Genomic DNA, 21,390 nt, shown 5'->3' with positions numbered 1-21,390 from the left:
GCCTGGCCTGGCCTCGGCTGTAGTCGCCTCGTGCGCCGGAGTCAGTACAGGTCGCGGCGATAGCGCCCTTGCTCGCTCAAGGTATTGAGCTGGGCCTCGCCGAGCAGCCCGACTAAAATCTGCTGCACGTCGCGGCCCATGCCCTCAAGGCTGCCGCATACGTACAGCGCGGCGCCCGCGTCGATCCAGCACCGCAGCTCGTCGGCGGCGTCACGCAGCGCGTGCTGCACATAACGCTTCTCAAGCTGGTCACGGGAGAACGCCAGGTCCAGTCGTTGCAGATGGCCGGTGCGGAGCCAGTGCTCGATTTCCTGCTGAAAGAAGTAGTCGATGGACTGGTTGCGCTCGCCGAACAACAACCAATTCCGCGAGCCAGGCACCGCGGCGCGCTCGCGTAGGTGAGCGCGCAACCCAGCCAGACCCGTGCCATTGCCGATCAGGATCATCGGCGTGCTGTGCGCCGGCCCGTGGAAGTTGGGGTTGCTGCGAATGCGCAGGGCTAGCTCGCCGCCGAGCACGGCGTGCTGACACAACCAGCCAGAACCCAGGCCGAGTCGGCCATCGGCATGGCGAGCCTCGCGCACCAGCAGTTCCAGCGTGCCGTCAGCGGGTACCGAGGCGATGGAATACTCGCGGTGTGGCAGCAGCGGTAAGGACAGCAGGGCGTCGACGTCGTGGTCCGCCAGCGTTGTTTCATCTGAGCTCAGCCGGCGTTTCGACAGAGCCAAGGCCAACGTCTGTCCGCCGGGGATTGGCTGGTGTGGATCGTGACCAAGCCGGAGCAGCAGCGCTTCGATTTCCCGAAGCGGATGCTGCGGTCCAATTTCGGCGATGTCACCGGCCTGCCAGAACGCGGTGGCCGGTCCGCCAAGCGTGAGATGAAAGACCGGCGCGCCTGAGCTGCCAGGGTTGAGGCGGGCGCGGGTATCGAGACGCCAGGGTTGGTACGGTGCCGATTGCCAATCTGAATAATCGCTACGGCCACTGAGGTGGCCCAGCTGATGCTGCCAATGGCGGAGTATTCCGGAGTCGCCGCGGTCGGCGCAGAGCAGGTCGAACAGCGGTGCCGCCTGTCGCTCGCGTAAACGGGCATCAAGGCGTTGGCCAAAGCCGCAGAAGTGCGAATACCGGGCGTCGCCCAGCGCCAGTACGGCAAATTCCAGGTGAGACAGGTCCATGGCCTGGCTCGACAAACGTCGCTCGAATCGCGCCGCGTTGTCCGGCGCTTCGCCCTCACCGTAGGTGCTGACAATGAACAGCGCGCGGCGGATGCCTTGCAGGGTGTCCAGGCGATTCAGGGGCAATACATTGCACGTCAGTCCTGCTTCATGCAGCTGCGCGGCGCTGCGTTCGGCCAATTCCCGGGCCTGGCCACCTTGACTGGCATAGGCGATCAGCAGCGCGTCTGGCGCCAGGCTCTGTATCGCCTTCGAGTGGCGATGGTGTCGCCAACTCACCAGGCACAGCGTGAGATAGGCGACCGTCACCAGCGCTGCGGTCAGTTCTCGCGGCGGCTGCCACTCGAGCAGTGCCGCGCCCAGCAGCAGGCAGGCGGCCACGACGGCTTGGCCGAACGACACGAAGCGGACTGAAGGGGAAGGCAATACAGGACCCTTTCCAGAGATGTTGGCGGCAGGGCAAGGAAGCGCACGGACCACAGGGCCAGCCGATTCATTTCTGGTCAGCTCGCCCTGGCTCCGCTTGCAGACTTACAGCGCAAGCACCTCGAGCGTGGCGCTGTAACTGTCGCGGCGCTGGCTGGCCGGCTTGCTGACGCCTTCGTCACTGGTTAGCTCGGCTTCCAGCCAATACATCCCAGGCGTCGGCCAGGTGATGCTGACCTTGCCGTTCTCATCGGTGGTGGCCTTGATCTCGCCCAGTTCGTCGCGGTAACGATTGCCGCCGGGAATCACGCTGATCTCCACGTCTGCGGCCGGCTTGCCGTCAAGCAGGAAGACGAACTCCGCGGCTTCGCCGGCATAAAGGTCGTTGGGATGGGTGACCGGAGCCAGCTCAAGACCCTCGCCGGTGGGCTCAAGCACTGTCTTGGTCGGAGCGCCCGACGTCGCAAACACTTCCATGCGGCTGCTGTTCTGGGTGACCTTCAGCGCCTCGGCCTTGTCAGGAACGTCCGTGGCGAAGGTCTGTGCATTGCCCATCCACCGGCGCGTTTCGCCATTTTCTTTCCAGCTGGCGAACAGGCCGCTATTGGCGACTGCCAGCTTGTAGGTCCCTTTCTGGGTCAGGTGCACATCGAATGTGCTGCGATACCGGCCGATGCTGCCGTTCTCGGGCTGGGCCTTGGTGCCATCCGGAGCGATCACCTGCAACTGTGCGGCAGGACGTGGGCGCATGCCCGGTGGGCCGCCAGCGGGGGCCTGATCCACTTCGCCGATGCCCTGCAGGCGCAGCGGGAAATGCTCGAAATAAAAGAGGTCGTTGGACACCGCGGCATCCACCGTAATCCACGGATCTTCACCGGAGAGGACGGTCGCGGAAGGTAGCATCCAGGCGCGGTGTGCCTGGGCGGACAGCGGCAGACAGATGGCCAGAGCCACGGCGGTCCATTTGATGACAGGTTTCATGCTGGGCTTCCTTGGATCATGGATTCAGTTGGACGGTGACCGAGCCCAGTTCGCTTTCGCCCTGAGCCTGTTGTTTTTCGGCGTTTTGCGGCGGCCAGGTGAACGGCAGGCGCAGCAACTCGCGCCCGCCCACTTCACGAGCGGCTTCGACCACCAGGCGATAATCGCCTGCGGGCAGATCCTTGAGGGGCGCCTTGGTGTCGTCGAAGGTCAATTGATGGGTGCCGACCGCGCGCGTCGCACCGCTCACCCCATCTACCGGCATTTGCAGGCTACGGCCGCTGCGACGCCACCATTCACGCATGTCCTTGAGCCACTTCTCGCCTTCGTTGTCCTTCAGCTTGAGGTCGTACCAGACGGCGAGGTTGGCGACGTGGCGCTTGTCGGGCTCTTCCAGCCACAGCGCCACATAGGGGCGGTGGTATTCAGCGACCTGCAGGCGAGGGATTTCCACGTCGACCACCAGCTCCGCGGCCATCACGGGCGCCGTGAGCAAGGCAAGGGATAACAACAAGGGTTTACGCATTGAACGTCCTTAATGAATGAACAGCAGCGCGAGCAGCAACGGGATCACCAGCCCAGCGCCGACCAGGGGCCACGTCGTTGGGCGACCACTGGCGTGACGCTGCAAAAGCAGCAGGCCAGTGATGCTGAACAGCACGCAGACCCCGGCGAAAATATCGATGAACCAGCTCCACGCGCCGCCCGTATTGCGGCCTTTGTGCAGGTCGTTGAGGTACGCGAACCAGCCGCGGTCAGTGGCCTCGAACAGCAGCTCGCCGCTGTTCAGATCCAGACTCAGCCAGGCGTCGCCACCGGGGCGGGGCAGGGCGACGTAAAGCTCGCCGTCGCTCCACTCGGCTTCGCGACCGGCCAGCTCAAGCTTCAGCTCGCTTTCGAGCCAGCCCTCCAACTCGGCGGGCAGACCTTCGCTCGGTTGTTTGGCTAGCAGCGTTTTCTGCAGCGAAGCCGGCAGCCGCGCCTGGCGCTCGACAATGTCTGGTCGGGCTTCGATTTGCGCCGCGTGGTTGAGCGTGATCCCGGTAACCGCGAACAGCAGCATGCCAACCAGACACAGCGCAGAGCTGATCCAGTGCCATTGGCGCAGGGTGCCGAGCCAGAGGTGCATGGTGGTCCTTGAAAGCGAGGGAATAGATGGCAGGATTCTAAAGGCGGGGCGCGCGCGGATGGTAGGAATTTACAGAAGACATACATTCGCGTTTGGCGCTGGGATCGTCACGGCAAAAGACGCGTACGTCTTTTGCCGTATGCGAGATGATCAGAACGTGATGTTCGCCGAAAGCCAGAGACGGCGGCCTTCTTCGATGGTGCCTGCGCCGGCCGCGCCTCGAGAAATGTGAGCGTAGCTGGATGCCCATTGGGTGTCGCCAGCGCTGTCGGTGTAGTAATCGCCTTCGAGGAAGTCCTTGTTGAACAGGTTATAGATAGTCGCGTTGAGGGTCAGGTTCTCCGAGGCGCGGAATGAGCCGCCGAGGTGAAACACTTTATAAGCCTCGAGGTCGCCAACCTGTTTCTGCAGCGCCTGGTCGTCTGCGGCGAGGTTTGCGAATGTGTCGGTGAATCGGGTTCGTTCTCCGCGGTATTCGCCCTTAAGCCACAATGTCAGGCGGTCGCTGGCGTTCCAGTTCAGCCGCGCGTGGGCCATATGTTCGGGAGTATTGGTCAGGGGAGCACCCTTGTTAGCACCGCTTTTCTGTTCGCTATCGCTGTAGGTGTAGTTACCGCTCAGCGTCCAGCGCGGCGCGAATTCCCAGCTGGCCGCCAGCTCCAGGCCCTGGGTTTCGGCTTCGCCGATGTTGAGCTCCTGGGCAAAGCTGTCTTGGGTAAAACCGCTGCCATAGGCGACGCAGCCCGCCTGGTTCGGATTGGCCGCAGAAAAGCAGTTCGGAACTGGCGTGCCGGTATCGATCTTGTCCTTGAAGTCGTTATGGAAGAGCGTCGCGTTGGCGTTGAAGCCGACGAGGTTATCGAAGTAGACGCCCAGCTCAGTGTTGGTTGTTTCCTCTGGCTCAAGATTCGGGCTGCCGATGGTCAGGATGGTGCCCTGACCGGTGACGCCATTGATGCCGTCGTGCAGCTGGTTGAGGCTTGGCGTTCGGTAACCCTTGCTAACGCCGCCTTTCATGGTCCAGCTATCGGTGGTGTTCCAGACCAGATAAGCACGCGGGCTGACATGGCCGCCGAACGCCTCGTGATCTTCGTAACGGGCGCCCAAGGTCAGAGCCAAATCGTCGCGCAGACGCCACTCATCCTCTACGAACAGCGCCCAGGAGGTCTGCTGGAAGTCTTCACCGGCGATGCCGTCAGTCAACTCAGCGTCCCAATACTGACCGCCAACCGAAAGCAGATGAGCGTCGCCAAGCGGCGCTACCAGTTTCGTATCGAATATCAGGTCGGTGGATTCGAGCTCACGGTCACCACCGCCAACAATCGAGGCGTAAGGCGGCGCGTAGGGAACACCAACGGTTCCGGCAATGGTGCGGCCGATGGTTTCGGTGGTGTTGTGGGTCACGCTGCTTTCGAGCGTGCCGAAATTAAGGCGCGCGTTATGGCCCAATGCGAACTGGTCGCGCTCGAAGCGAAGCTCGTCCGCGTAGCCGTTTGCCGTGCCGGGTGAATCGGCGCAATTTCTATCCCTGCCATCGAGCGTGCCTAGCTGACATTCGTCGTTGTTGTAAGCCTGGCGACCACGTTCGAGGTCCAGATAGAAATCATGGTCTTCATGAGGCGTAAGGCTCAGACGACCACCGATATTGTAGTTGCGACCCTCTACCGGTGAGGCGCCTCGCTTGGTGACCTCGGTGTTGTTGTCGAACGTGAGATTGGATGCGTCCCGGTCGTACAGACTGCCGCGAAGGGTCAGCCCGGCTAGGTCGTCTATCAGCGGACCACTGGTGTAAAAGCTGGTGTTACTGGAGTCTCCGTAACTACTCTCTTCCTGGAAAGTATGGTCCAGGCTGATTGAAGCACCCCATTCGGACGCAACCTTCTTGGTGATGATATTGACCACGCCGCCCATTGCATCCGAGCCGTAAAGGGTGGACATCGGGCCGCGGATCACTTCGATTCGCTCGATGGCTGACATCGGCGGCATGAAGCTAGTGGATGTATCGCCAAAGCCGTTCGGGGTAACGCTGCCGGCAGGGTTTTGTCGGCGGCCGTCGATCAGAATCAGCGTGTATTCGCTGGGCATGCCGCGAATGCTGATATTCAGGCCGCCTGTCTTGCCAGTGCTTTGCCGGATATCCACACCCTCGACCCCGTCAATCGCCTGCGCCAAGTTGCTATAGCGATTCTGCTGCAGATCTTCTTGGCTGATCACACTGATGCTGGCTGGTGCCTCGGTAATCTTCTGTTCGAAACCCGAGGCGCTGACAACGGTGTCGCTTAGCGTGACAGGATCAGCTGCGATGACATCGAGGCTAAAAACTAATACGGCGCTGGCGAGCGCGGTGCGGGCGAAGGGGGCGTACATCCATGGCTCCTGCTATCAATAATTATTCGCAGCCGGCATGATAGCGATTCTCGCCCGCGGATAAACATTATTCGCATCAGAGTTACATGTACAACCGCGTTGAAGCGCCTCGATGTCCAGACGGGCCAGGCTTTTTGGTTATGTGTCAATTTGTTGCGATTGTTCCTGGCGGGCTGCGGAGCGATTTCAGGCTGTAGCGAGCAGGGAAGGCGGGCGTCGCTTCTCCGTGCGCAGCGCGATAGCGTGAAGTCGCGGCGCCAGAGCGTGACGCTCGGGGCGCATGACTCGCCCCGAGCCGGTGCATCTGACGCTTCTTTGGCGGGTGTGCAGCGCTACCAAAGTGGCGTTCTCAATTCAGGGCATTTGCACTTCAATGACCCCGTCGGCACTGATGCTGACCTGGCGGGTCCCGGCCTCGACCTCCGGGGTGGGCATCGAGTCCATGCGCTTCATGGCGAAGTTGCGCATTACCGGCTGATAGCCGCCACCGCTACCCAGGTTGAGATTAACGATGCGGTAGTCGGAACCGCCTAGCGCCTCGGTGGCCAATTGGGCGCGCGCGCGGAAGGCGTCGACGGCGTCCTTCAGGAGGGCATCCTCGTTCTGCTTGCGGATGGCATCGGAGACGCTGAAGTGCATGCTGGCCATCTTCAAGTCCCGCATCAGCTCGCCGGTCAGTTTGGACAGAGCGGCAAAGTCGCCGCTCTCCAGGCGCAGTTCGGCACGCTCGCGCCAGGCAGTGATCTGCTGGCCCTTTTCCTCATAGACCGGATAGCTGCTACGGCTGCCCTGGCTGACCTCGACGCCTTTTGCCTGCCGGGCGGTTTGCAGTGCTTTGTTCATCGCGCTAGTCGTCTGTGCTGCCAGTTGGGCCGGGTCTTCGTGCTGCGACTCGGTGAACAGCGTGACATGCATGCGGTCCTGAGCGACCTCGCTGCTGGCCTCGGCGCGCAGCGAAATCTGGTTGTAGCGGGGCTCGTCGGCAACTGCCGGAAGGCAGGCAATGCAGGCCAGCAGTGCAATGCTGCGGGGGGCGGATACGAACATGAGGGCTCCTGAGTTCGATAGCACCAGCGGTGCGGCGCAGAGACTTTAGCTTTTCGGCACGAGCGACGCAGGTTTTCCGTGCGTCGCGTTGCCGCAGATCAGCTGTCTTAACAATGGCTTGGTTATACTCGCGGCTCCTTTGGAGACCCCATGCACGCATCCGTTCACCTGCTTTCCGCCAGTCGCCAGAACCTTCGTCTGCTGACCTTGATTCGCGTCCTCGTACTCGCGGCTCAGGCGGGCGCGGTAGGGCTCGCCTTCGCGACCCAGCTGTTCGGTCTGCCATGGTTTCATCTGGGGGTCACGCTTGGCGTTTCGGGTTTGATCTGCCTGGGTACGGCGCTGCGGCTTCGCCGACCATGGCCGGTCACTGAACTTGAATACGCCGGGCACCTGGCGACCGATCTGTTGATCCACAGCGCCCTGCTCTATTACTCGGGCGGTTCGACCAACCCATTCGTTTCCTATTATCTGGTGCCGCTTACCATTGCGGCGGCAACCCTGCCGTGGCTGTATTCGGTGGCATTGTCCGGACTCGCGCTTGCCGGGTACACCTTGATGCTGGTGTGGTACGACCCGGTCATCGTGCCGCCGGTCGATCGCACCACGCTGCTGGTCTATGGCATGTGGCTGAGTTTCGCGCTGGCGGCCGCGCTGATCACCTTTTTCGTGGCGCGAATGGCTGAACAACTGCGGCGTCAGGAGCAGCTTCAGGCTCAGCGTCGAGAAGAAAGCATGCGCGACCAACAGCTGCTGGCGGTGGCAACCCAGGCCGCCGGTGCCGCGCATGAGCTGGGCACGCCGCTGGCAACCATGAGTGTGCTGCTCAAGGAGTTGCGTCAGGACTACAAGGAGCCAGCGGAGCTCAGCGAGGACCTGGCATTGCTGCAATCGCAGGTTCAGTTGTGCAAGGACAGCCTGCGCCAGTTGGTCCGCGCGGCCGAGGCCGATCGCCGCCAGGCCATCGTCGAGCAGACCGTGCGGGAGTGGGTCGAATCGGTGCTGCAGCGTTGGCACCTGATGCACCCGGAGGCCACCTACCGTTTTCAGTGCCTGGGCAAGGGCTCGCCGCCGCGCCTGATGCCGCCGGCGGACCTTGGCCAGTCGCTGCTCAATCTGCTGAACAACGCCACCGATGCCAGCCCGGATAATCTGGACATCCGGCTGGACTGGGACGCGCAGTGGATCAAGTTGACCATCCGCGACCACGGCGCGGGTGTACCTCTGGCCATCGCGGAACAGATCGGCAGACCGTTCATCACGACCAAGGGCAAGGGATTCGGCCTCGGCCTGTTTCTCAGCCAGGCCAGCGTCACGCGCGCCGGAGGCACCGTGAAGCTTTACAATCATGAAGCGGGTGGCACCCTGACCGAGCTGCGCCTGCCGCATGGCTCGGTACGGGCCTGACCAGACGCGATCATTACGCGAGGAATGCAAACATGACCGAAGAAATGCAGCACGAAGGCGAAGAACAGCCTCATCTGCTGCTGGTAGACGACGATCCGACCTTTACTCGCGTCATGGCGCGCGCCATGAGCCGCCGCGGTCTGCACGTCAGTATTGCCGGTTCGGCGGAAGAGGGCCTGGAAATGGCCAAGCAGGAACTGCCCGACTACGCCGTGCTGGACTTGAAGATGGACGGTGATTCCGGCCTGGTGCTGCTGCCCAAGCTGCTCGAGTTGGACCCGGAAATGAAGGTGCTGATTCTGACCGGTTATTCGAGCATCGCCACCGCCGTCGAAGCCATCAAGCGTGGCGCGTGCAATTACCTGTGCAAACCCGCTGATGCTGACGATGTGCTGGCCGCGCTGCTCTCCAAGCATGCCGACCTCGATACGCTGGTGCCGGAGAACCCGATGTCGGTGGATCGCCTGCAGTGGGAGCACATCCAGCGCGTGCTTGCCGAGCACGATGGCAATATCTCAGCCACGGCCCGTGCGCTGGGGATGCACCGGCGGACGCTGCAGCGCAAATTGCAGAAGCGCCCCGTGCGGCGCTGATCGTCTTGCACGTCAGCGTCAATGGTCTCGGCTGTTAGCGCAGCACTCTTCCTATGCCGGATCGATAAGCCTATCGAAAGCTCGATCCGGCATCTTCCTTTACCCTATCGTCCTTTGCTGACTCCTCTCTCGAGCCTCGCCCATGCTGCCCGTGGTTCTGCAGACCCTGAGCGTTACCGCTCCGGTATTCGTGATGCTGTTTATCGGCCTCGCCTTGATGCGCCTGCGCTTGATCGATTCGACATTCATCCACACTGCATCGACGCTGGTGTTCAAGGCGACGATGCCAACGCTGCTGTTCCTTTCGGTCATCAAGGCTGACCTTAGCGCCGCGCTTCAGCCAACACTGCTCATCTATTACGTTGCCGCTACGGTGGGAGGATTTCTGCTGGCGTGGGCCTGGGCGCTTTGGTGCTGTCCGGTCGCCGACCGCGGCGTCTATGTGCAAGGCGCCTTCCGCGGCAACAATGGAGTGGTGGGGTTGGCGTTGGCGACCAGCCTCTACGGAGACTATGGGCTGTCCCTCGGCGGCGTGCTGGCCGGTTTGGTGATCCTGTTATACAACAGTCTGTCCGCGGTCGTGCTGGCCATCTATAGCCCGGACGGGGAGGCCGATGCGGGCGCGATCATTCGCAGCATCTTGCGTAACCCGTTGGTCATCGCAGTGACTGCGGCGATACCTTTTGCTTACTGGCAGATCGCACTGCCTGATTGGCTGGAGACGTCTGGGCAGTATTTCGCTCAGCTGACGTTGCCGCTGGCGCTGATCTGCATTGGCGGCACGCTGTCGATTTCCGTATTGCGCGAGAGCAGCCGCGTCGCGATGAGTTCGAGCCTGATGAAGATGGTCTGGTTTCCGGCGTTGGCAACGCTGGGTGCCTGGCTATGCGGTTTTCGTGGTGCGGAGCTGGGCATCCTGTTTCTCTACTTCGGCTGCCCGACGGCATCGTCCAGCTTCGTCATGGCACGCGCCGTCAATTCCAATCACCAGTTGGCCGCTACCATCATCGCCATCACCACGCTTGGCGCGGTGCTGACGATCAATCTGGGGTTGTTCCTGCTGGGCTGGGTCGGCTGGATCTGACCAGCCGCCCCAGAGCATCAGGTGCGCTGGGTCTTCCAGGCCCGACCGGAGATGACCAGCAAGGTCACCATAGTCAGCGGCACCACGTAGCCGATCATGGCGTCGCCGAATACTTCAGCCAAAGGCCGGCCGGTGCTGACCAGCACCAGATAGACGGTATAGGCGACGTAGTACGCGAGGAAAAGCAGGCCTTCCCAGCGTTTGATGGCGTAACCGCTGAAGAAAATCGGAAGGCATGCCAGGGCGACGGCGATCATGACCGGGAAGTCGAAAGCCAACGCATTGGCAGCCACGCCGATCGCGTCGGGTGATACCAGCGAGGCCAGCCCCAGCACGCAAAGCAGATTGAAGATATTGCTGCCGACAATGTTGCCGACCGCGATATCACGTTCGCCGCGTATGGCCGCGAGGATCGAGGTGGCCAGTTCCGGCAGCGAGGTGCCGATGGCGATCACCGTCAGCCCGATAACCAGTTCCGACAATCCCAGTGCGCGAGCCAGGGAAACGGCGCCTTCCACCAGAAAGTTCGAGCCGGTGACCAGCAGAACCAAACCGGCAACGATCAGGCCGGCATTGATCAAAGAAGCATAGGGCTTGGGTGTTTCATCGAGGCCGAACTCCTTGGCGAACTCGTCGTCGGCTGTTGCCTCTGCATTGGCGCGGCGGCTGCTAATGATCAGAAACAGCGTGTAGCCGATCACCGCTGAAAACAGCAATGCGCCGTCAAGTCGGCTGAGCGAGCCGTCCCACGCCAGGGCGTAGGTGACCAGACTGGCGCCGATCATGATCGGGACGTCGAGTCGAATCAGCTGGCGGGAGACGATCAGCGGCGCGACCAGCGACGTCACGCCGAGGATCAGCAGAACGTTGGCGATGTTGCTGCCGAGCACGTTGCCGATGGCGATGTCACCACTGCCGTTGAGAGCGGCCTGCACGCTGACTGCGGTTTCCGGTGCGCTGGTGCCGAAAGCTACCACGGTAAGGCCGATGATCAGCGGCGGGATGCCGAACTGAGCGGCCAGTTTCGCGGCGCCACGGACCAGCACCTCAGCCCCAGCCACGAGCAATACCAGACCGGCTATCAAATAAACAAAGGTCATCGCGGACACGATGGTGGGCTCCAGATGAAAGGGAAACTAGGGGCGGTTAGCGCTGGTGTTTCCAGGCGCGCAGAAAGATCACCAAAAGCGTAATGGCGGTCAAGGGCAATACGTACCAAGTCATTGCGTGACGCAGCAGGTTGATTGCCGGCAGGCCGGTGGAAAACATCACCAGATACAGCGTGTAGGCTATGTAATAGCCAAAAAACAGCGTGCCTTCCCAGCGGTTGATGCGGTAGCCGGAAAAGAAAATCGGTAGGCACGCAGCAAAAACCACGAGCATGACCGGGATATCGAAGGCCAAGGCATTTGGCGAAACGGACAGGCCTTCGGGCGAAATCGCAGCACCGGCACCCAGCACCAGCAGCAGATTGAAGATGCAACTGCCGACGATATTGCCCACGGCGATGTCGCGTTCACCGCGATAGACCGCCAGCAGCGAAGTCGCCAGTTCCGGCATGGACGTCCCGACGGCTATCACGGTCAGACCGATGACCAACTCCGACAATCCCAACGCCCGAGCCAGGGCCACCGCGCCCTCGATGAGCAGATTGGAACCCAGGATCAGCAAACCCAGGCCGACCAGCACCAGGGTCAGCTGGAGAATCCAGCCGAGCGGCGTCGCGTTACGGTCCGCGCCGTATTCATCGCTGAACTCGTCAGGCTGCACCGGCGCTTCCCGCTTGCTCGCAATCACCAGGAAACCTGTGTAGAGCAGCAGCAGCACCATCAGGATTAGCCCGTCAATCTGGCTGAGTCGGCCATTCCACGCCAGGGCGAACGTCAACAGGCCAGCGCCGATCATCACTGGTACGTCGAGGCGAACCAATTGCCGAGACACCACCAATGGCGCGACCAGCGCCGAAAGGCCGAGAATGAGCAGAATGTTGGCAATGTTGCTGCCGATCACATTGCCGACGGCGATATCCCCGCTGCCGCTCAGCGAGGCCTGGATGCTCACCGCTGTTTCTGGTGCGCTGGTGCCGAACGCGACGACAGTCAAGCCAATGATCAGCGGCGAAATGCCGAAGCGTGCAGCCAGTTTGGCGGCGCCTTGTACCAGCGCTTCGGCGCCGGCGACCAGCAGCACAAGGCCGCCGATCAGGTAGGCCAGGGTCATAAAACTCATCAGTGGTCCTTTGGAAAACAGTCTGGCAATCAGTCCAGCGTTTCGATCCTTACCGGAGCGATGCCCTCTTCGAGCAGGTCAATGCGATTCGCAGCCACTCGTGAGAGATCGATGATTCGGCCCGGTTCAAAAGGTCCGCGATCATTGATGCGCACGGTGACTTGCTTGCCGTTCTCCAGGTTGGTGACTTGCACGCGCGTGTCGAAGGGAAGCGTCTTATGTGCCGCCACCAGTTCGTTCTGGTTGAAGGTTTCGCCGCTGGCCGTTTCCTTTCCTTGAAAACTGCGAGCGTAGTACGAAGCCTCGCCTTTCTGGACGACAGTGCTTTCAGTGGCATCCGCCTCTGGCGACTCGGTACAGCCGGCGGCGAGGGCAAGCAGGATCGGGGCGGTCAGTATTCGGGTTTGCATAAGCAATCCTTCCTGAACGGATCAGGCTGCGGTTACTGGTTCGGTTTCGTCAGCTTTGGATCGTCAACGGGCGCGGCCGTTCACTCGCTATGAAGTTGCGGCGGGCGAGGTTGGCTTCAGTAAAGGAACGGGCCCTGTCGGGCCCGTATCGGTCAGCCTTCCAGCTTGCTCTTGAGCAACTGGTTGACCTGGGCGGGGTTGGCTTTGCCTTTCGAGGCCTTCATGGCTTGGCCGACGAAGAAGCCGAACATCTTGCCGCGTTTGGCTTCGTCGCTGGCGCGGTACTGTTCGACCTGCTCGGCGTTCGCGGCGAGCACCTCGTCGAGCATCCTCTCGATCGCACCGCTATCGGTGACCTGCTTGAGGCCTTTTTTCTCGATGATCTCGTCGGCCGAGCCTTCGCCCGCGGCCATGGCCTCGAAGACCATCTTGGCGATCTTGCCGGAAATGGTGTTGTCCTTGATGCGCTGAATCATACCGCCTAGCTGCTCAGCTGAGACTGGCGACTGCTCGATGTCCAGGTTGTCCTTGTTGAGCAGGCTGGACAGTTCACCCATCACCCAGTTGGCGGCCAACTTGGCATCGCCGCAGACGCGCTGCACCGCTTCGAAGTAATCGGCCATCTCGCGGCTGGCGGCCAGCACGTCGGCGACGTACACGGACAGGCCGAACTCGCGCTGAAAACGCTCGCGTTTCTCCACCGGCAGTTCCGGCAGGCTGGCGCGCACTTCGTCGAGGAAGTGCTGCTCGATGACCACCGGCAGCAGATCGGGGCAGGGGAAGTAGCGGTAGTCGTTGGCTTCTTCCTTGCTGCGCATCGAGCGCGTCTCGTCCTTGTTCGGATCGTACAGGCGGGTTTCCTGCACCACCTTGCCGCCATCCTCGATCAGTTCGATCTGCCGCTGCACTTCGTGGTTGATGGCTTTCTCGATGAAGCGGAAGGAGTTGACGTTCTTGATTTCGGCACGGGTGCCGAACTCGGCCTGGCCCTTCGGCCGAACCGAGACGTTGCAATCGCAGCGCAGCGAGCCTTCAGCCATGTTGCCGTCGCAGATGCCGAGGTAGCGCACCAGCGCGTGGATGGCCTTGACGTAGGCGACCGCTTCCTTGGCTGAGCGAATGTCCGGTTCGGAGACGATCTCCAGCAGCGGCGTACCGGCGCGGTTCAGGTCGATACCGCTCATGCCCTGGAAGTCTTCGTGCAGGCTTTTGCCGGCATCTTCCTCCAGATGCGCGCGGGTGATGCCGATGCGCTTCTGCGTGCCGTCTTCCAAGGTAATGTCAAGGAAGCCCTTGCCGACGATGGGATGGTCCATCTGGCTGGTCTGATAGCCCTTGGGCAGGTCCGGGTAGAAGTAATTCTTGCGCGCGAAGACGTTCTTTTCAGCGATCTCCGCGTCGATGGCCAGGCCGAACTTGCAGGCCATGCGCACGGCTTCGGCATTGAGCACCGGCAGCGTGCCGGGCATGCCCAGGTCAACCAGGCTGGCCTGGGTGTTGGGCTCGGCGCCGAAGGTGGTGGCGCTGCCGGAGAATATCTTCGACTGGGTTGCGAGCTGTGCGTGAATTTCCAGCCCGATCACGGTTTCCCATTGCATGTGTTCGTCCTCAGAATCCGCTCGGTGCTTGTTTGTGCCACTCGATGACCTGTTGGTACTTATGAGCAACGTTGAGCAAGCGGCTTTCCTGGAAATACGGCGCCAGTAATTGCACGCCCACCGGTAAGCCGTCGATGAAGCCGGCCGGCATGGAGATGCCCGGGATGCCGGCGAGGTTGGCCGTGATGGTGTAGATGTCTTCGAGGTACGCCGAGACCGGGTCGTTGTTCTTCTCGCCAAGCTTCCAGGCCAGGTTCGGCGTGGTTGGGCCGAGGATCACGTCGACCTCCTCGAAGGCGCTGACAAAATCGTTCTTGATCAGGCGACGAATCTTCTGTGCCTTCAGGTAGTAGGCGTCGTAGTAGCCGGCGGACAGGGCATAGGTGCCGACCATGATTCGACGGCGGACTTCGTCGCCGAAGCCTTCGGCACGGGAGCGCTTGTAGAGGTCGGTCAGATCCACCGGGTTCTCGCAGCGGTAGCCGAAGCGAACGCCGTCGAAACGCGACAGGTTCGAAGAGGCCTCGGCCGGCGCGATTACATAATAGGAAGGGATCGCGTGCTGCATGTTGGGCAGGCTGATGTCCTTCACCGTGGCGCCGAGCTTCTTCAGCTCTTCGACGGCCGCCATCACGGCATCGGCAATCTTGGCGTCCAGGCCGCTGCCGAAATATTCCTTCGGTAGGCCGATGCGCAATCCTGAAAGCGGCTTTTCCAGCGCGGCAAGATAGTCATCCAGCGGCTGATCGACGCTGGTCGAATCCTTCGGGTCGAAACCGGCCATGGCGCCCAGCATCAAGGCGCAGTCTTCTGCCGTGCGGGCAATCGGGCCACCCTGGTCGAGGCTGGAAGCGTAGGCGATCATGCCCCAGCGCGAAACGCGGCCGTAGGTAGGCTTGAGGCCCGTCAGGTTGGTCAGCGCTGCAGGCTGGCGGATCGAGCCGCCGGTGTCGCTGCCGGTGGCGGCAGGCAAGAGGCGCGCCGCCACCGCGGCGGCCGAACCTCCAGAGGAACCGCCGGGTACGCGGCTCATGTCCCAGGGGTTTTTCACTGCGCCGTAGTAGCTCGACTCGTTGGCAGAACCCATGGCGAATTCGTCCATGTTCAGCTTGCCTAGCGAGACCGCGCCAGCCGCTGAGAGGCGCTCGACGACCGTGGCGTCGTAGGGTGCTTGAAAGTTGTCGAGAATCTTCGAGCCGCAGCTGGTGCGAATGCCCTGCGTGCAGAACAAGTCCTTGTGACCGATAGGCGCACCAAGCAGCGTACCGCTCTCACCGCTGGCGCGGCGTGCGTCGGCGGCCTTGGCTTGGGCGATGGCCTGCTCTTCGGTGACGGTAATAAAGCTGTTGAGCTGTGGGTCGACCTGCTGGATTCGCGTAAGCAGTGAGCGGGTCAGCTCTTCGGCGGAGAACTGCTTGGCGGCCAGTGCGCGGGCAATCTCGGCGAGGGTCAATTGATGCATGTTGGCGTCCTTCATTACTCGATCACCCGCGGAACCAGATACAGGCCGTCTTCCACGGCCGGGGCGATGGCCTGGTAGGCGTCGCGCTGGTTGGTTTCGGTGACCGCGTCGGCACGCAGGCGCTGGCTGGTTTCCAGGGGGTGAGCCAAGGGCTCGATGCCCGTGATGTCCACGGCCTGCATGCGATCGATCAGGCCGAGGATGTTGTTCAGGGTCTCGGTGGTGCGGGGCAGATCGTCTTCATTCAGACCCAGGCGGGCCAGATGAGCAATCTTTTCCACCTCGGAGCGTTCAAGCGCCATCGGGATTCTCCAGCGGGAAGCGAGTCGGGTGCGCCTTTCGTCGGCAAAGGCCGACGAGGGGCGGCGGGTTCGAGCCGCAGCGGTGGGCATTCGAGCCCGGAAAAGCCGTCAATCTTACATGCCTGAGGGGCTTCTCGGTAGCACGGCTGCGGCTTGCGGGGTTTTTCAGAGATGCCAAGCATTTCGCGCAATGGCTCACGTATAGCCCGATGACCGCGGACTCTCGCCTTGCCCTAACTTCGCACCATTGTTAGAGTTTGCGGCACTTTTTTCCCCACGCGTTTGCCCCAGGGCCCTTTTCCCATGTTCAAGAAACTGCGTGGCATGTTTTCCAGCGATCTGTCGATCGACCTGGGCACTGCCAATACCCTTATTTATGTGCGCGATCGCGGCATCGTCCTGAACGAGCCCTCGGTCGTTGCCATCCGTACCCATGGCAACCAGAAAAGTGTTGTCGCCGTGGGTACCGACGCCAAGCGCATGCTGGGTCGTACGCCAGGTAACATCAACGCCATCCGCCCGATGAAAGATGGCGTCATCGCCGACTTCAGTGTCTGCGAAAAGATGCTCCAGTATTTCATCAACAAGGTTCACGAAAACAGCTTCCTGCAGCCCAGCCCGCGTGTGTTGATCTGCGTCCCCTGCAAATCCACCCAGGTTGAGCGTCGTGCGATTCGCGAATCCGCATTGGGCGCGGGCGCGCGTGAAGTGTTTCTGATCGAAGAGCCCATGGCTGCCGCCATCGGTGCCGGTCTGCCGGTAGACGAAGCACGCGGCTCCATGGTCGTGGATATCGGTGGCGGCACCACCGAAATCGCCCTGATTTCGCTGAATGGCGTGGTCTACGCCGAATCCGTTCGCGTCGGTGGTGACCGTTTCGACGAATCCATCGTGACCTACGTGCGCCGCAACTACGGCAGCCTGATCGGCGAGTCCACCGCCGAGCGCATCAAACAGGAAATCGGAACTGCCTTTCCCAGCAACGACATCCGTGAAGTCGACGTCCGTGGCCGCAACCTGGCGGAAGGCGTGCCGCGCAGCTTCACCCTCAATTCCAATGAGGTCCTCGAAGCACTGCAGGAATCCCTGGCAACCATCGTCCAAGCGGTCAAGAGCGCTCTGGAGCAGTCCCCGCCGGAACTCGCTTCCGATATCGCCGAGCGCGGCCTGGTCCTGACCGGCGGTGGCGCGCTGCTGCGTGACCTGGACAAGCTGCTGGCACAGGAAACCGGCTTGCCGGTCATCGTCGCTGAAGAGCCGCTGACCTGCGTGGCGCGCGGCGGTGGCCGTGCATTGGAAATGATGGACCGTCACGCCATGGACCTGCTGTCCACCGAGTGAGCCAGAAGCGGTAAGCTCCAAGCGACAAGCCGATAGCAGGATGCTGCTCTCGGCTTGTCGCGTTTAGTTTGAAGCCTGCAGCTGCGAGGATTGCTCAATCAAACCACTATTTGCCAAAGGACCCTTGCTCGGTGTGCGCCTGCTGGTGCTTGCTGTGCTTTGTGTCGTACTGATGGTGGTGGATGCGCGCTTCGATACGTTGAAGCCTCTGCGCAGTCAAATGGGGCTAGTTCTCACGCCTTTCTATTGGCTAGCCGATTTGCCGGTGCGTACCTGGCAGCGGGCGACCGAACAGATCAGCAGCAGCACCAGCCTGGTGGCCGAAAACGAGAAGCTGAAGGCCGAAGCGCTGCTCATGCAGCGACGGCTGCAAAAGCTGGCGATGCTGACGGAGCAGAACGTGCGTCTGCGCGAGCTGCTCAACTCTGCCGCGCTGGTCGATGACAAGGTGATCGTCAGCGAGCTGATCGGCCTGGACCCAAATCCTTTCACCCATCGCATCCTGATCGACAAGGGCGAGCGCGACGGCGTATTTCTTGGCCAGCCGGTGCTCGATGCCAGCGGCTTGATGGGGCAAGTCGTCGAGGTCATGCCCTACGCCGCACGGGTGTTGTTGTTGACCGATGTGACCCACAGCATCCCGGTGCAGGTCAACCGCAACGGATTGCGTGCCATCGCGGTCGGTACGGGCAGCCCGGACTACCTCGAGTTGCGTCACGTCGCCGAGACGGCGGACATCAAGGAAGGCGATCTTCTCGTCAGTTCCGGTTTGGGGCAACGGTTTCCCAGTGGCTATCCGGTCGCCCAGGTCACTGAGGTGGTGCGGGGCTCAGGTCAGCCCTTCCTGATCGTTCGTGCCATTCCCACCGCCATGCTCAATCGCAGCCGTTACCTGTTGCTCGTGTTCAGCGACTCGAGAACGCCTGAAGAGCGGGTCACGGCTGCTGCCCAGGCCCAGGAGTCCGCCGACCGCCAGGCAGAAGAGGGAGCAGCTGCCGAAAGTCCCGCATCGGAGCCGCCGGCTTCCGTCGAGCCCGCCGCATCAACATCGACCGATGCGCCGACGCCAGCTCCAGCGCCAGAACCGGAACCGGAACCGGAGGAACGGCCATGATCCACGGTCGTTCAAACAACGGTTGGGTTATCTGGCTGTCGCTATTGTTCGCGCTGCTGCTCAGCGTGGCCCCCATGCCCCAAAGTTTCGGCCTGGCACGTCCGCTCTGGCTCGGCATGTTCATCGCCTATTGGGCAATTGCCCTGCCGCATCGCGGCGGGATGGCCGCGGCCTTTTTCTTTGGGCTGATGCTGGACGTGTTGTCTGGGACTCTGCTTGGGCAGAACGGCTTGCCGCTGCTGCTGATCACGTTTCTGGTGCTGAGTCTGCAGCAGCGCCTTCGCATGTTTCCCCTACTGCAGCAAAGCTTGGTGCTGCTGGTGATTCTGGGTATCGGCCAATTGGTGCAGTTGTGGCTCAATACACTGACTGGCAATCGTCCACCGACGCTCCTATTCCTGGTGCCTGTGCCGGTGAGTGCACTCTTCTGGCCTTGGGTTTTCGTTGGCCTGGAATGGGCGCGGCGGCGCTTCAACGTTTACTGAGCCTTCCGTCCACGCTGGGCGGCTTTCGGTCGTTGTCCGGATGTGTGAATCTGCTGCGCTCGTCCACCAGGGAGCCAGCATGTCCACTTTGTTTCTCGCCTCCGCGTCGCCACGACGCCGTGAATTACTGACCCAGATCGGCGTTCCATTCTCCCTTCTGTCTGTTTCCATCGACGAAATGCCCAGCGCGGCGGAAACGCCTGACGACTATGTTCAGCGCTTGGCGCGGGAGAAGGCCTTGGCCGGCCTGTCGCTCGTCAGCGACGACTCGGCCTGTGTACTGGGAGCAGACACCACGGTCGTACTGGATCAGCGAATCCTGGGTAAACCAGTCGACAAGGCGGATGCGCTGGCAACGCTGCAGGCATTATCCGGACGTGAGCACCGGGTCATGACGGCCGTTGCATTGGCCAATCGGTCGGGCTGCGAGGTGCGTCTGGTTACCAGCCGGGTGCGATTCCGTCCGATCAGTCTCGACGAAGCTGAGGCGTACTGGGCCAGTGGCGAACCGCAGGATAAGGCCGGCAGCTACGCGATTCAGGGCTGGGGCGCGGTCTTCGTCAGTGCGCTGGAAGGCAGCTATTCGGCCGTGGTCGGTCTGCCGTTGTGTGAAACAGCCCAGCTGCTCGAAGCATACGGAGTTCCGTACTGGTGTAAAAGCTCGGTATAGAGCCTGTGGCTTGGCTGCTTATGCCGTTAGAATCGAGCCAACTCGTCAGCTTCGGCTGCTATCCCCACCGCCATCGGCCGAGAATAATAATGAGCGAAGAAATCCTGATGAACATCACCCCCATGGAGTCACGGGTGGCGGTGGTGGAAAACGGTGTCCTGCAGGAGGTGCATGTCGAGCGCACCCAGCGCCGGGGCATCGTTGGCAATATCTACAAAGGCAAGATAGTGCGGGTGTTGCCCGGCATGCAGGCGGCTTTCGTCGATATCGGCCTGGAGCGTGCAGCCTTCATCCATGCGTCGGAAATCTCCAGTCGCGAAGGCAACGCGGTCGAACCTATCAGTGCCTTGGTCCATGACGGGCAGGCGCTGGTCGTGCAAGTCACCAAGGACCCGATCGGTACCAAGGGCGCGCGGCTGACGACCCAGTTGTCGATCCCTTCGCGCTACCTCGTGTACATGCCCAAAACCAGCCATGTCGGGATTTCTCTGCGTATCGAGGATGAAGGCGAGCGCGAGCGACTCAAGCAAGTTGTCGCTGAGTGCGTTGCGGCAGAAGGCATCAAGGAAACCGGTGGCTTCATTCTGCGCACGGCAGCGGAGGGGGCCGGCAGCGATGAAATCCTGATGGACATCCGTTACCTGCGCCGCTTGTGGGAACAGATCGACGGGCAAATGAAAACCGCCGGCGCGCCTTCGGTCATCTATGAAGACCTGTCGCTGGCCATGCGTACTCTGCGGGATCTGGTCAATCCGCGTATCGAGAAGATTCGCATCGACTCGCGGGAGAACTTCCAGAAAGTCAGCCAGTTCGTCGGCGAGTTGATGCCTGAGCTGGGTGAGCATCTTGAGCATTACCCGGGTGAACGGCCGATCTTCGACCTGTACAGCGTGGAGGACGAGATCCAGAAGGCGCTCGAGCGCAAGGTCATGCTCAAGTCCGGCGGCTACCTGATCATCGATCCGGCCGAAGCGATGACCACCATCGACGTCAACACCGGAGCCTTCGTCGGGCATCGAACCCTCGAAGAAACAATCTTCAAGACCAACCTCGAATCCGCGACAGCAATTGCACGCCAGCTGCGGCTGCGCAATATCGGCGGCATCATCATCATTGATTTCATCGATATGGAAGACGAGGAACACCGGCGCCAGGTGCTGCGTACGCTGGAAAAGCAGCTGGAGCGCGATCACGCCAAGACCAACATCATCGGCATCACTGAGCTTGGTCTGGTGCAGATGACCCGCAAACGCACCCGCGAAAGCCTTGAACAGGTGTTGTGCGAGCCCTGCATGTGTTGCCAAGGACGGGGCAAATTGAAAACCCCGGAAACCGTCTGCTACGAGATCTTCCGCGAGATCCTCCGTGAAGCGCGCGCGTACCAGCCCGAAGGCTATAGGGTACTGGCGAATCAGAAGGTCATTGACCGGCTGCTAGACGAGGAGTCGGGCAACGTCGCCGACCTCGAAAGCTTTATCGGGCGCTCGATCAAGTTTCAGGTGGAGACGATGTACTCCCAGGAACAGTACGACGTGGTGCTGCTCTGACTAGATACAAGCCTGACCGT

General features: G+C 61.4%; 20 protein-coding genes. 8 read left to right on the top strand and 12 right to left on the bottom strand.

Translation table 11 applies throughout. From position 1 onward, the window contains the following. Nucleotides 1-41: 41 nt before the first annotated feature. The 6 genes from BUE09_RS00635 to BUE09_RS00610 all read right to left on the bottom strand — a co-directional run bounded on the left by BUE09_RS00635 (nucleotide 42) and on the right by BUE09_RS00610 (nucleotide 7,128). A complete protein-coding gene (locus tag BUE09_RS00635) occupies nucleotides 42-1,604 on the bottom strand; it encodes a sulfite reductase subunit alpha (RefSeq protein ID WP_083380777.1) in 1,563 nt (520 codons plus the stop codon). A 105-nt stretch (nucleotides 1,605-1,709) separates the two neighbouring features. Further along, entirely contained in the window at nucleotides 1,710-2,585 is an 876-nt protein-coding gene (locus tag BUE09_RS00630) for a DUF4198 domain-containing protein (protein WP_073298799.1), read from the bottom strand. A 16-nt stretch (nucleotides 2,586-2,601) separates the two neighbouring features. Next, entirely contained in the window at nucleotides 2,602-3,111 is a 510-nt protein-coding gene (locus tag BUE09_RS00625) for a DUF2271 domain-containing protein (RefSeq protein ID WP_073298798.1), read from the bottom strand. 9 nt (nucleotides 3,112-3,120) lie between these two features. After that, the gene (locus tag BUE09_RS00620; protein ID WP_073298797.1) at nucleotides 3,121-3,714 is read right to left on the bottom strand and encodes a PepSY-associated TM helix domain-containing protein; all 594 of its coding nucleotides are present in this window, start codon (nucleotides 3,712-3,714) and stop codon (nucleotides 3,121-3,123) included. Nucleotides 3,715-3,864: 150 nt separating this feature from the next. Continuing rightward, the gene (locus BUE09_RS00615) at nucleotides 3,865-6,081 is read right to left on the bottom strand and encodes a TonB-dependent receptor domain-containing protein (protein WP_073298796.1); all 2,217 of its coding nucleotides are present in this window, start codon (nucleotides 6,079-6,081) and stop codon (nucleotides 3,865-3,867) included. A gap of 354 nt (nucleotides 6,082-6,435) precedes the next feature. After that, a complete protein-coding gene (locus BUE09_RS00610) occupies nucleotides 6,436-7,128 on the bottom strand; it encodes an SIMPL domain-containing protein (protein ID WP_073298795.1) in 693 nt (230 codons plus the stop codon). A 150-nt stretch (nucleotides 7,129-7,278) separates the two neighbouring features. Between BUE09_RS00610 and BUE09_RS00605 the strand changes: the two genes are divergently transcribed. The 3 genes from BUE09_RS00605 to BUE09_RS00595 all read left to right on the top strand — a co-directional run bounded on the left by BUE09_RS00605 (nucleotide 7,279) and on the right by BUE09_RS00595 (nucleotide 10,212). Continuing rightward, nucleotides 7,279-8,535 (top strand): ATP-binding protein, encoded by a 1,257-nt coding sequence (locus tag BUE09_RS00605; protein ID WP_073298794.1) that lies wholly within the window; start codon nucleotides 7,279-7,281, stop codon nucleotides 8,533-8,535. 32 nt (nucleotides 8,536-8,567) lie between these two features. Continuing rightward, a complete protein-coding gene (locus BUE09_RS00600; protein WP_073298793.1) occupies nucleotides 8,568-9,128 on the top strand; it encodes a response regulator transcription factor in 561 nt (186 codons plus the stop codon). A 142-nt stretch (nucleotides 9,129-9,270) separates the two neighbouring features. Next, nucleotides 9,271-10,212: an AEC family transporter gene (locus tag BUE09_RS00595; RefSeq protein WP_073298792.1), complete on the top strand. Its 942-nt coding sequence runs from the start codon at nucleotides 9,271-9,273 to the stop codon at nucleotides 10,210-10,212. Between the two features lie 17 nt (nucleotides 10,213-10,229). Here BUE09_RS00595 and BUE09_RS00590 read toward each other — a convergent pair whose 3' ends face one another. From BUE09_RS00590 to gatC, 6 genes are all read right to left on the bottom strand, one after another. Then, the gene (locus BUE09_RS00590) at nucleotides 10,230-11,321 is read right to left on the bottom strand and encodes a calcium/sodium antiporter (protein ID WP_073298791.1); all 1,092 of its coding nucleotides are present in this window, start codon (nucleotides 11,319-11,321) and stop codon (nucleotides 10,230-10,232) included. Nucleotides 11,322-11,358: 37 nt separating this feature from the next. After that, nucleotides 11,359-12,441: a calcium/sodium antiporter gene (locus BUE09_RS00585; RefSeq protein ID WP_073298790.1), complete on the bottom strand. Its 1,083-nt coding sequence runs from the start codon at nucleotides 12,439-12,441 to the stop codon at nucleotides 11,359-11,361. Nucleotides 12,442-12,470: 29 nt separating this feature from the next. Beyond that, nucleotides 12,471-12,851, bottom strand: coding sequence for a septal ring lytic transglycosylase RlpA family protein (locus BUE09_RS00580; RefSeq protein WP_019342596.1), 381 nt, complete (start codon nucleotides 12,849-12,851; stop codon nucleotides 12,471-12,473). Nucleotides 12,852-13,003: 152 nt separating this feature from the next. Then, entirely contained in the window at nucleotides 13,004-14,449 is a 1,446-nt protein-coding gene (gene gatB / locus BUE09_RS00575) for an Asp-tRNA(Asn)/Glu-tRNA(Gln) amidotransferase subunit GatB (protein ID WP_073298789.1), read from the bottom strand. Between the two features lie 10 nt (nucleotides 14,450-14,459). After that, on the bottom strand, nucleotides 14,460-15,911 hold the full coding sequence (gene gatA, locus BUE09_RS00570; RefSeq protein WP_073299452.1) for an Asp-tRNA(Asn)/Glu-tRNA(Gln) amidotransferase subunit GatA: 1,452 nt from the start codon (nucleotides 15,909-15,911) through the stop codon (nucleotides 14,460-14,462). 14 nt (nucleotides 15,912-15,925) lie between these two features. Then, on the bottom strand, nucleotides 15,926-16,213 hold the full coding sequence (gatC, locus tag BUE09_RS00565) for an Asp-tRNA(Asn)/Glu-tRNA(Gln) amidotransferase subunit GatC (protein WP_073298788.1): 288 nt from the start codon (nucleotides 16,211-16,213) through the stop codon (nucleotides 15,926-15,928). Between the two features lie 303 nt (nucleotides 16,214-16,516). Between gatC and mreB the strand changes: the two genes are divergently transcribed. From mreB to rng, 5 genes are all read left to right on the top strand, one after another. After that, nucleotides 16,517-17,554, top strand: coding sequence for a rod shape-determining protein MreB (mreB, locus tag BUE09_RS00560; RefSeq protein ID WP_019342600.1), 1,038 nt, complete (start codon nucleotides 16,517-16,519; stop codon nucleotides 17,552-17,554). Between the two features lie 97 nt (nucleotides 17,555-17,651). Beyond that, on the top strand, nucleotides 17,652-18,668 hold the full coding sequence (mreC, locus tag BUE09_RS00555) for a rod shape-determining protein MreC (RefSeq protein ID WP_073298787.1): 1,017 nt from the start codon (nucleotides 17,652-17,654) through the stop codon (nucleotides 18,666-18,668). After that, nucleotides 18,665-19,153, top strand: coding sequence for a rod shape-determining protein MreD (mreD, locus tag BUE09_RS00550; protein ID WP_073298786.1), 489 nt, complete (start codon nucleotides 18,665-18,667; stop codon nucleotides 19,151-19,153). The genes mreC and mreD overlap by 4 nt, the downstream gene beginning before the upstream one ends. A gap of 79 nt (nucleotides 19,154-19,232) precedes the next feature. Beyond that, the gene (locus BUE09_RS00545; RefSeq protein WP_073298785.1) at nucleotides 19,233-19,823 is read left to right on the top strand and encodes a Maf family protein; all 591 of its coding nucleotides are present in this window, start codon (nucleotides 19,233-19,235) and stop codon (nucleotides 19,821-19,823) included. Nucleotides 19,824-19,912: 89 nt separating this feature from the next. Beyond that, nucleotides 19,913-21,370 (top strand): ribonuclease G, encoded by a 1,458-nt coding sequence (gene rng / locus BUE09_RS00540; protein WP_073298784.1) that lies wholly within the window; start codon nucleotides 19,913-19,915, stop codon nucleotides 21,368-21,370. Nucleotides 21,371-21,390 lie beyond the last annotated feature (20 nt).

This window comes from Stutzerimonas xanthomarina DSM 18231, from assembly GCF_900129835.1.
GTDB classification, from domain to species: domain Bacteria; phylum Pseudomonadota; class Gammaproteobacteria; order Pseudomonadales; family Pseudomonadaceae; genus Stutzerimonas; species Stutzerimonas xanthomarina.
The sequence above is the reverse complement of the archived record's forward strand: the minus strand, read 5'-3'. Positions and strand labels throughout refer to the sequence as shown.

Excerpts from the sequence above, each read along its gene's own strand:
- BUE09_RS00630 (WP_073298799.1), bottom strand. The coding sequence starts at position 2,585 with ATGAAACCTGTCATCAAATGGACCGCCGTGGCTCTGGCCATCTGTCTG.
- BUE09_RS00625 (WP_073298798.1), bottom strand. The coding sequence starts at position 3,111 with ATGCGTAAACCCTTGTTGTTATCCCTTGCCTTGCTCACGGCGCCCGTG.
- BUE09_RS00620 (WP_073298797.1), bottom strand. The coding sequence starts at position 3,714 with ATGCACCTCTGGCTCGGCACCCTGCGCCAATGGCACTGGATCAGCTCT.
- BUE09_RS00615 (WP_073298796.1), bottom strand. The coding sequence starts at position 6,081 with ATGTACGCCCCCTTCGCCCGCACCGCGCTCGCCAGCGCCGTATTAGTT.
- BUE09_RS00610 (WP_073298795.1), bottom strand. The coding sequence starts at position 7,128 with ATGTTCGTATCCGCCCCCCGCAGCATTGCACTGCTGGCCTGCATTGCC.
- BUE09_RS00605 (WP_073298794.1), top strand. The coding sequence starts at position 7,279 with ATGCACGCATCCGTTCACCTGCTTTCCGCCAGTCGCCAGAACCTTCGT.
- BUE09_RS00600 (WP_073298793.1), top strand. The coding sequence starts at position 8,568 with ATGACCGAAGAAATGCAGCACGAAGGCGAAGAACAGCCTCATCTGCTG.
- BUE09_RS00595 (WP_073298792.1), top strand. The coding sequence starts at position 9,271 with ATGCTGCCCGTGGTTCTGCAGACCCTGAGCGTTACCGCTCCGGTATTC.
- BUE09_RS00585 (WP_073298790.1), bottom strand. The coding sequence starts at position 12,441 with ATGAGTTTTATGACCCTGGCCTACCTGATCGGCGGCCTTGTGCTGCTG.
- BUE09_RS00580 (WP_019342596.1), bottom strand. The coding sequence starts at position 12,851 with ATGCAAACCCGAATACTGACCGCCCCGATCCTGCTTGCCCTCGCCGCC.
- gatB (WP_073298789.1), bottom strand. The coding sequence starts at position 14,449 with ATGCAATGGGAAACCGTGATCGGGCTGGAAATTCACGCACAGCTCGCA.
- gatA (WP_073299452.1), bottom strand. The coding sequence starts at position 15,911 with ATGCATCAATTGACCCTCGCCGAGATTGCCCGCGCACTGGCCGCCAAG.
- gatC (WP_073298788.1), bottom strand. The coding sequence starts at position 16,213 with ATGGCGCTTGAACGCTCCGAGGTGGAAAAGATTGCTCATCTGGCCCGC.
- mreB (WP_019342600.1), top strand. The coding sequence starts at position 16,517 with ATGTTCAAGAAACTGCGTGGCATGTTTTCCAGCGATCTGTCGATCGAC.
- mreD (WP_073298786.1), top strand. The coding sequence starts at position 18,665 with ATGATCCACGGTCGTTCAAACAACGGTTGGGTTATCTGGCTGTCGCTA.
- BUE09_RS00545 (WP_073298785.1), top strand. The coding sequence starts at position 19,233 with ATGTCCACTTTGTTTCTCGCCTCCGCGTCGCCACGACGCCGTGAATTA.
- rng (WP_073298784.1), top strand. The coding sequence starts at position 19,913 with ATGAGCGAAGAAATCCTGATGAACATCACCCCCATGGAGTCACGGGTG.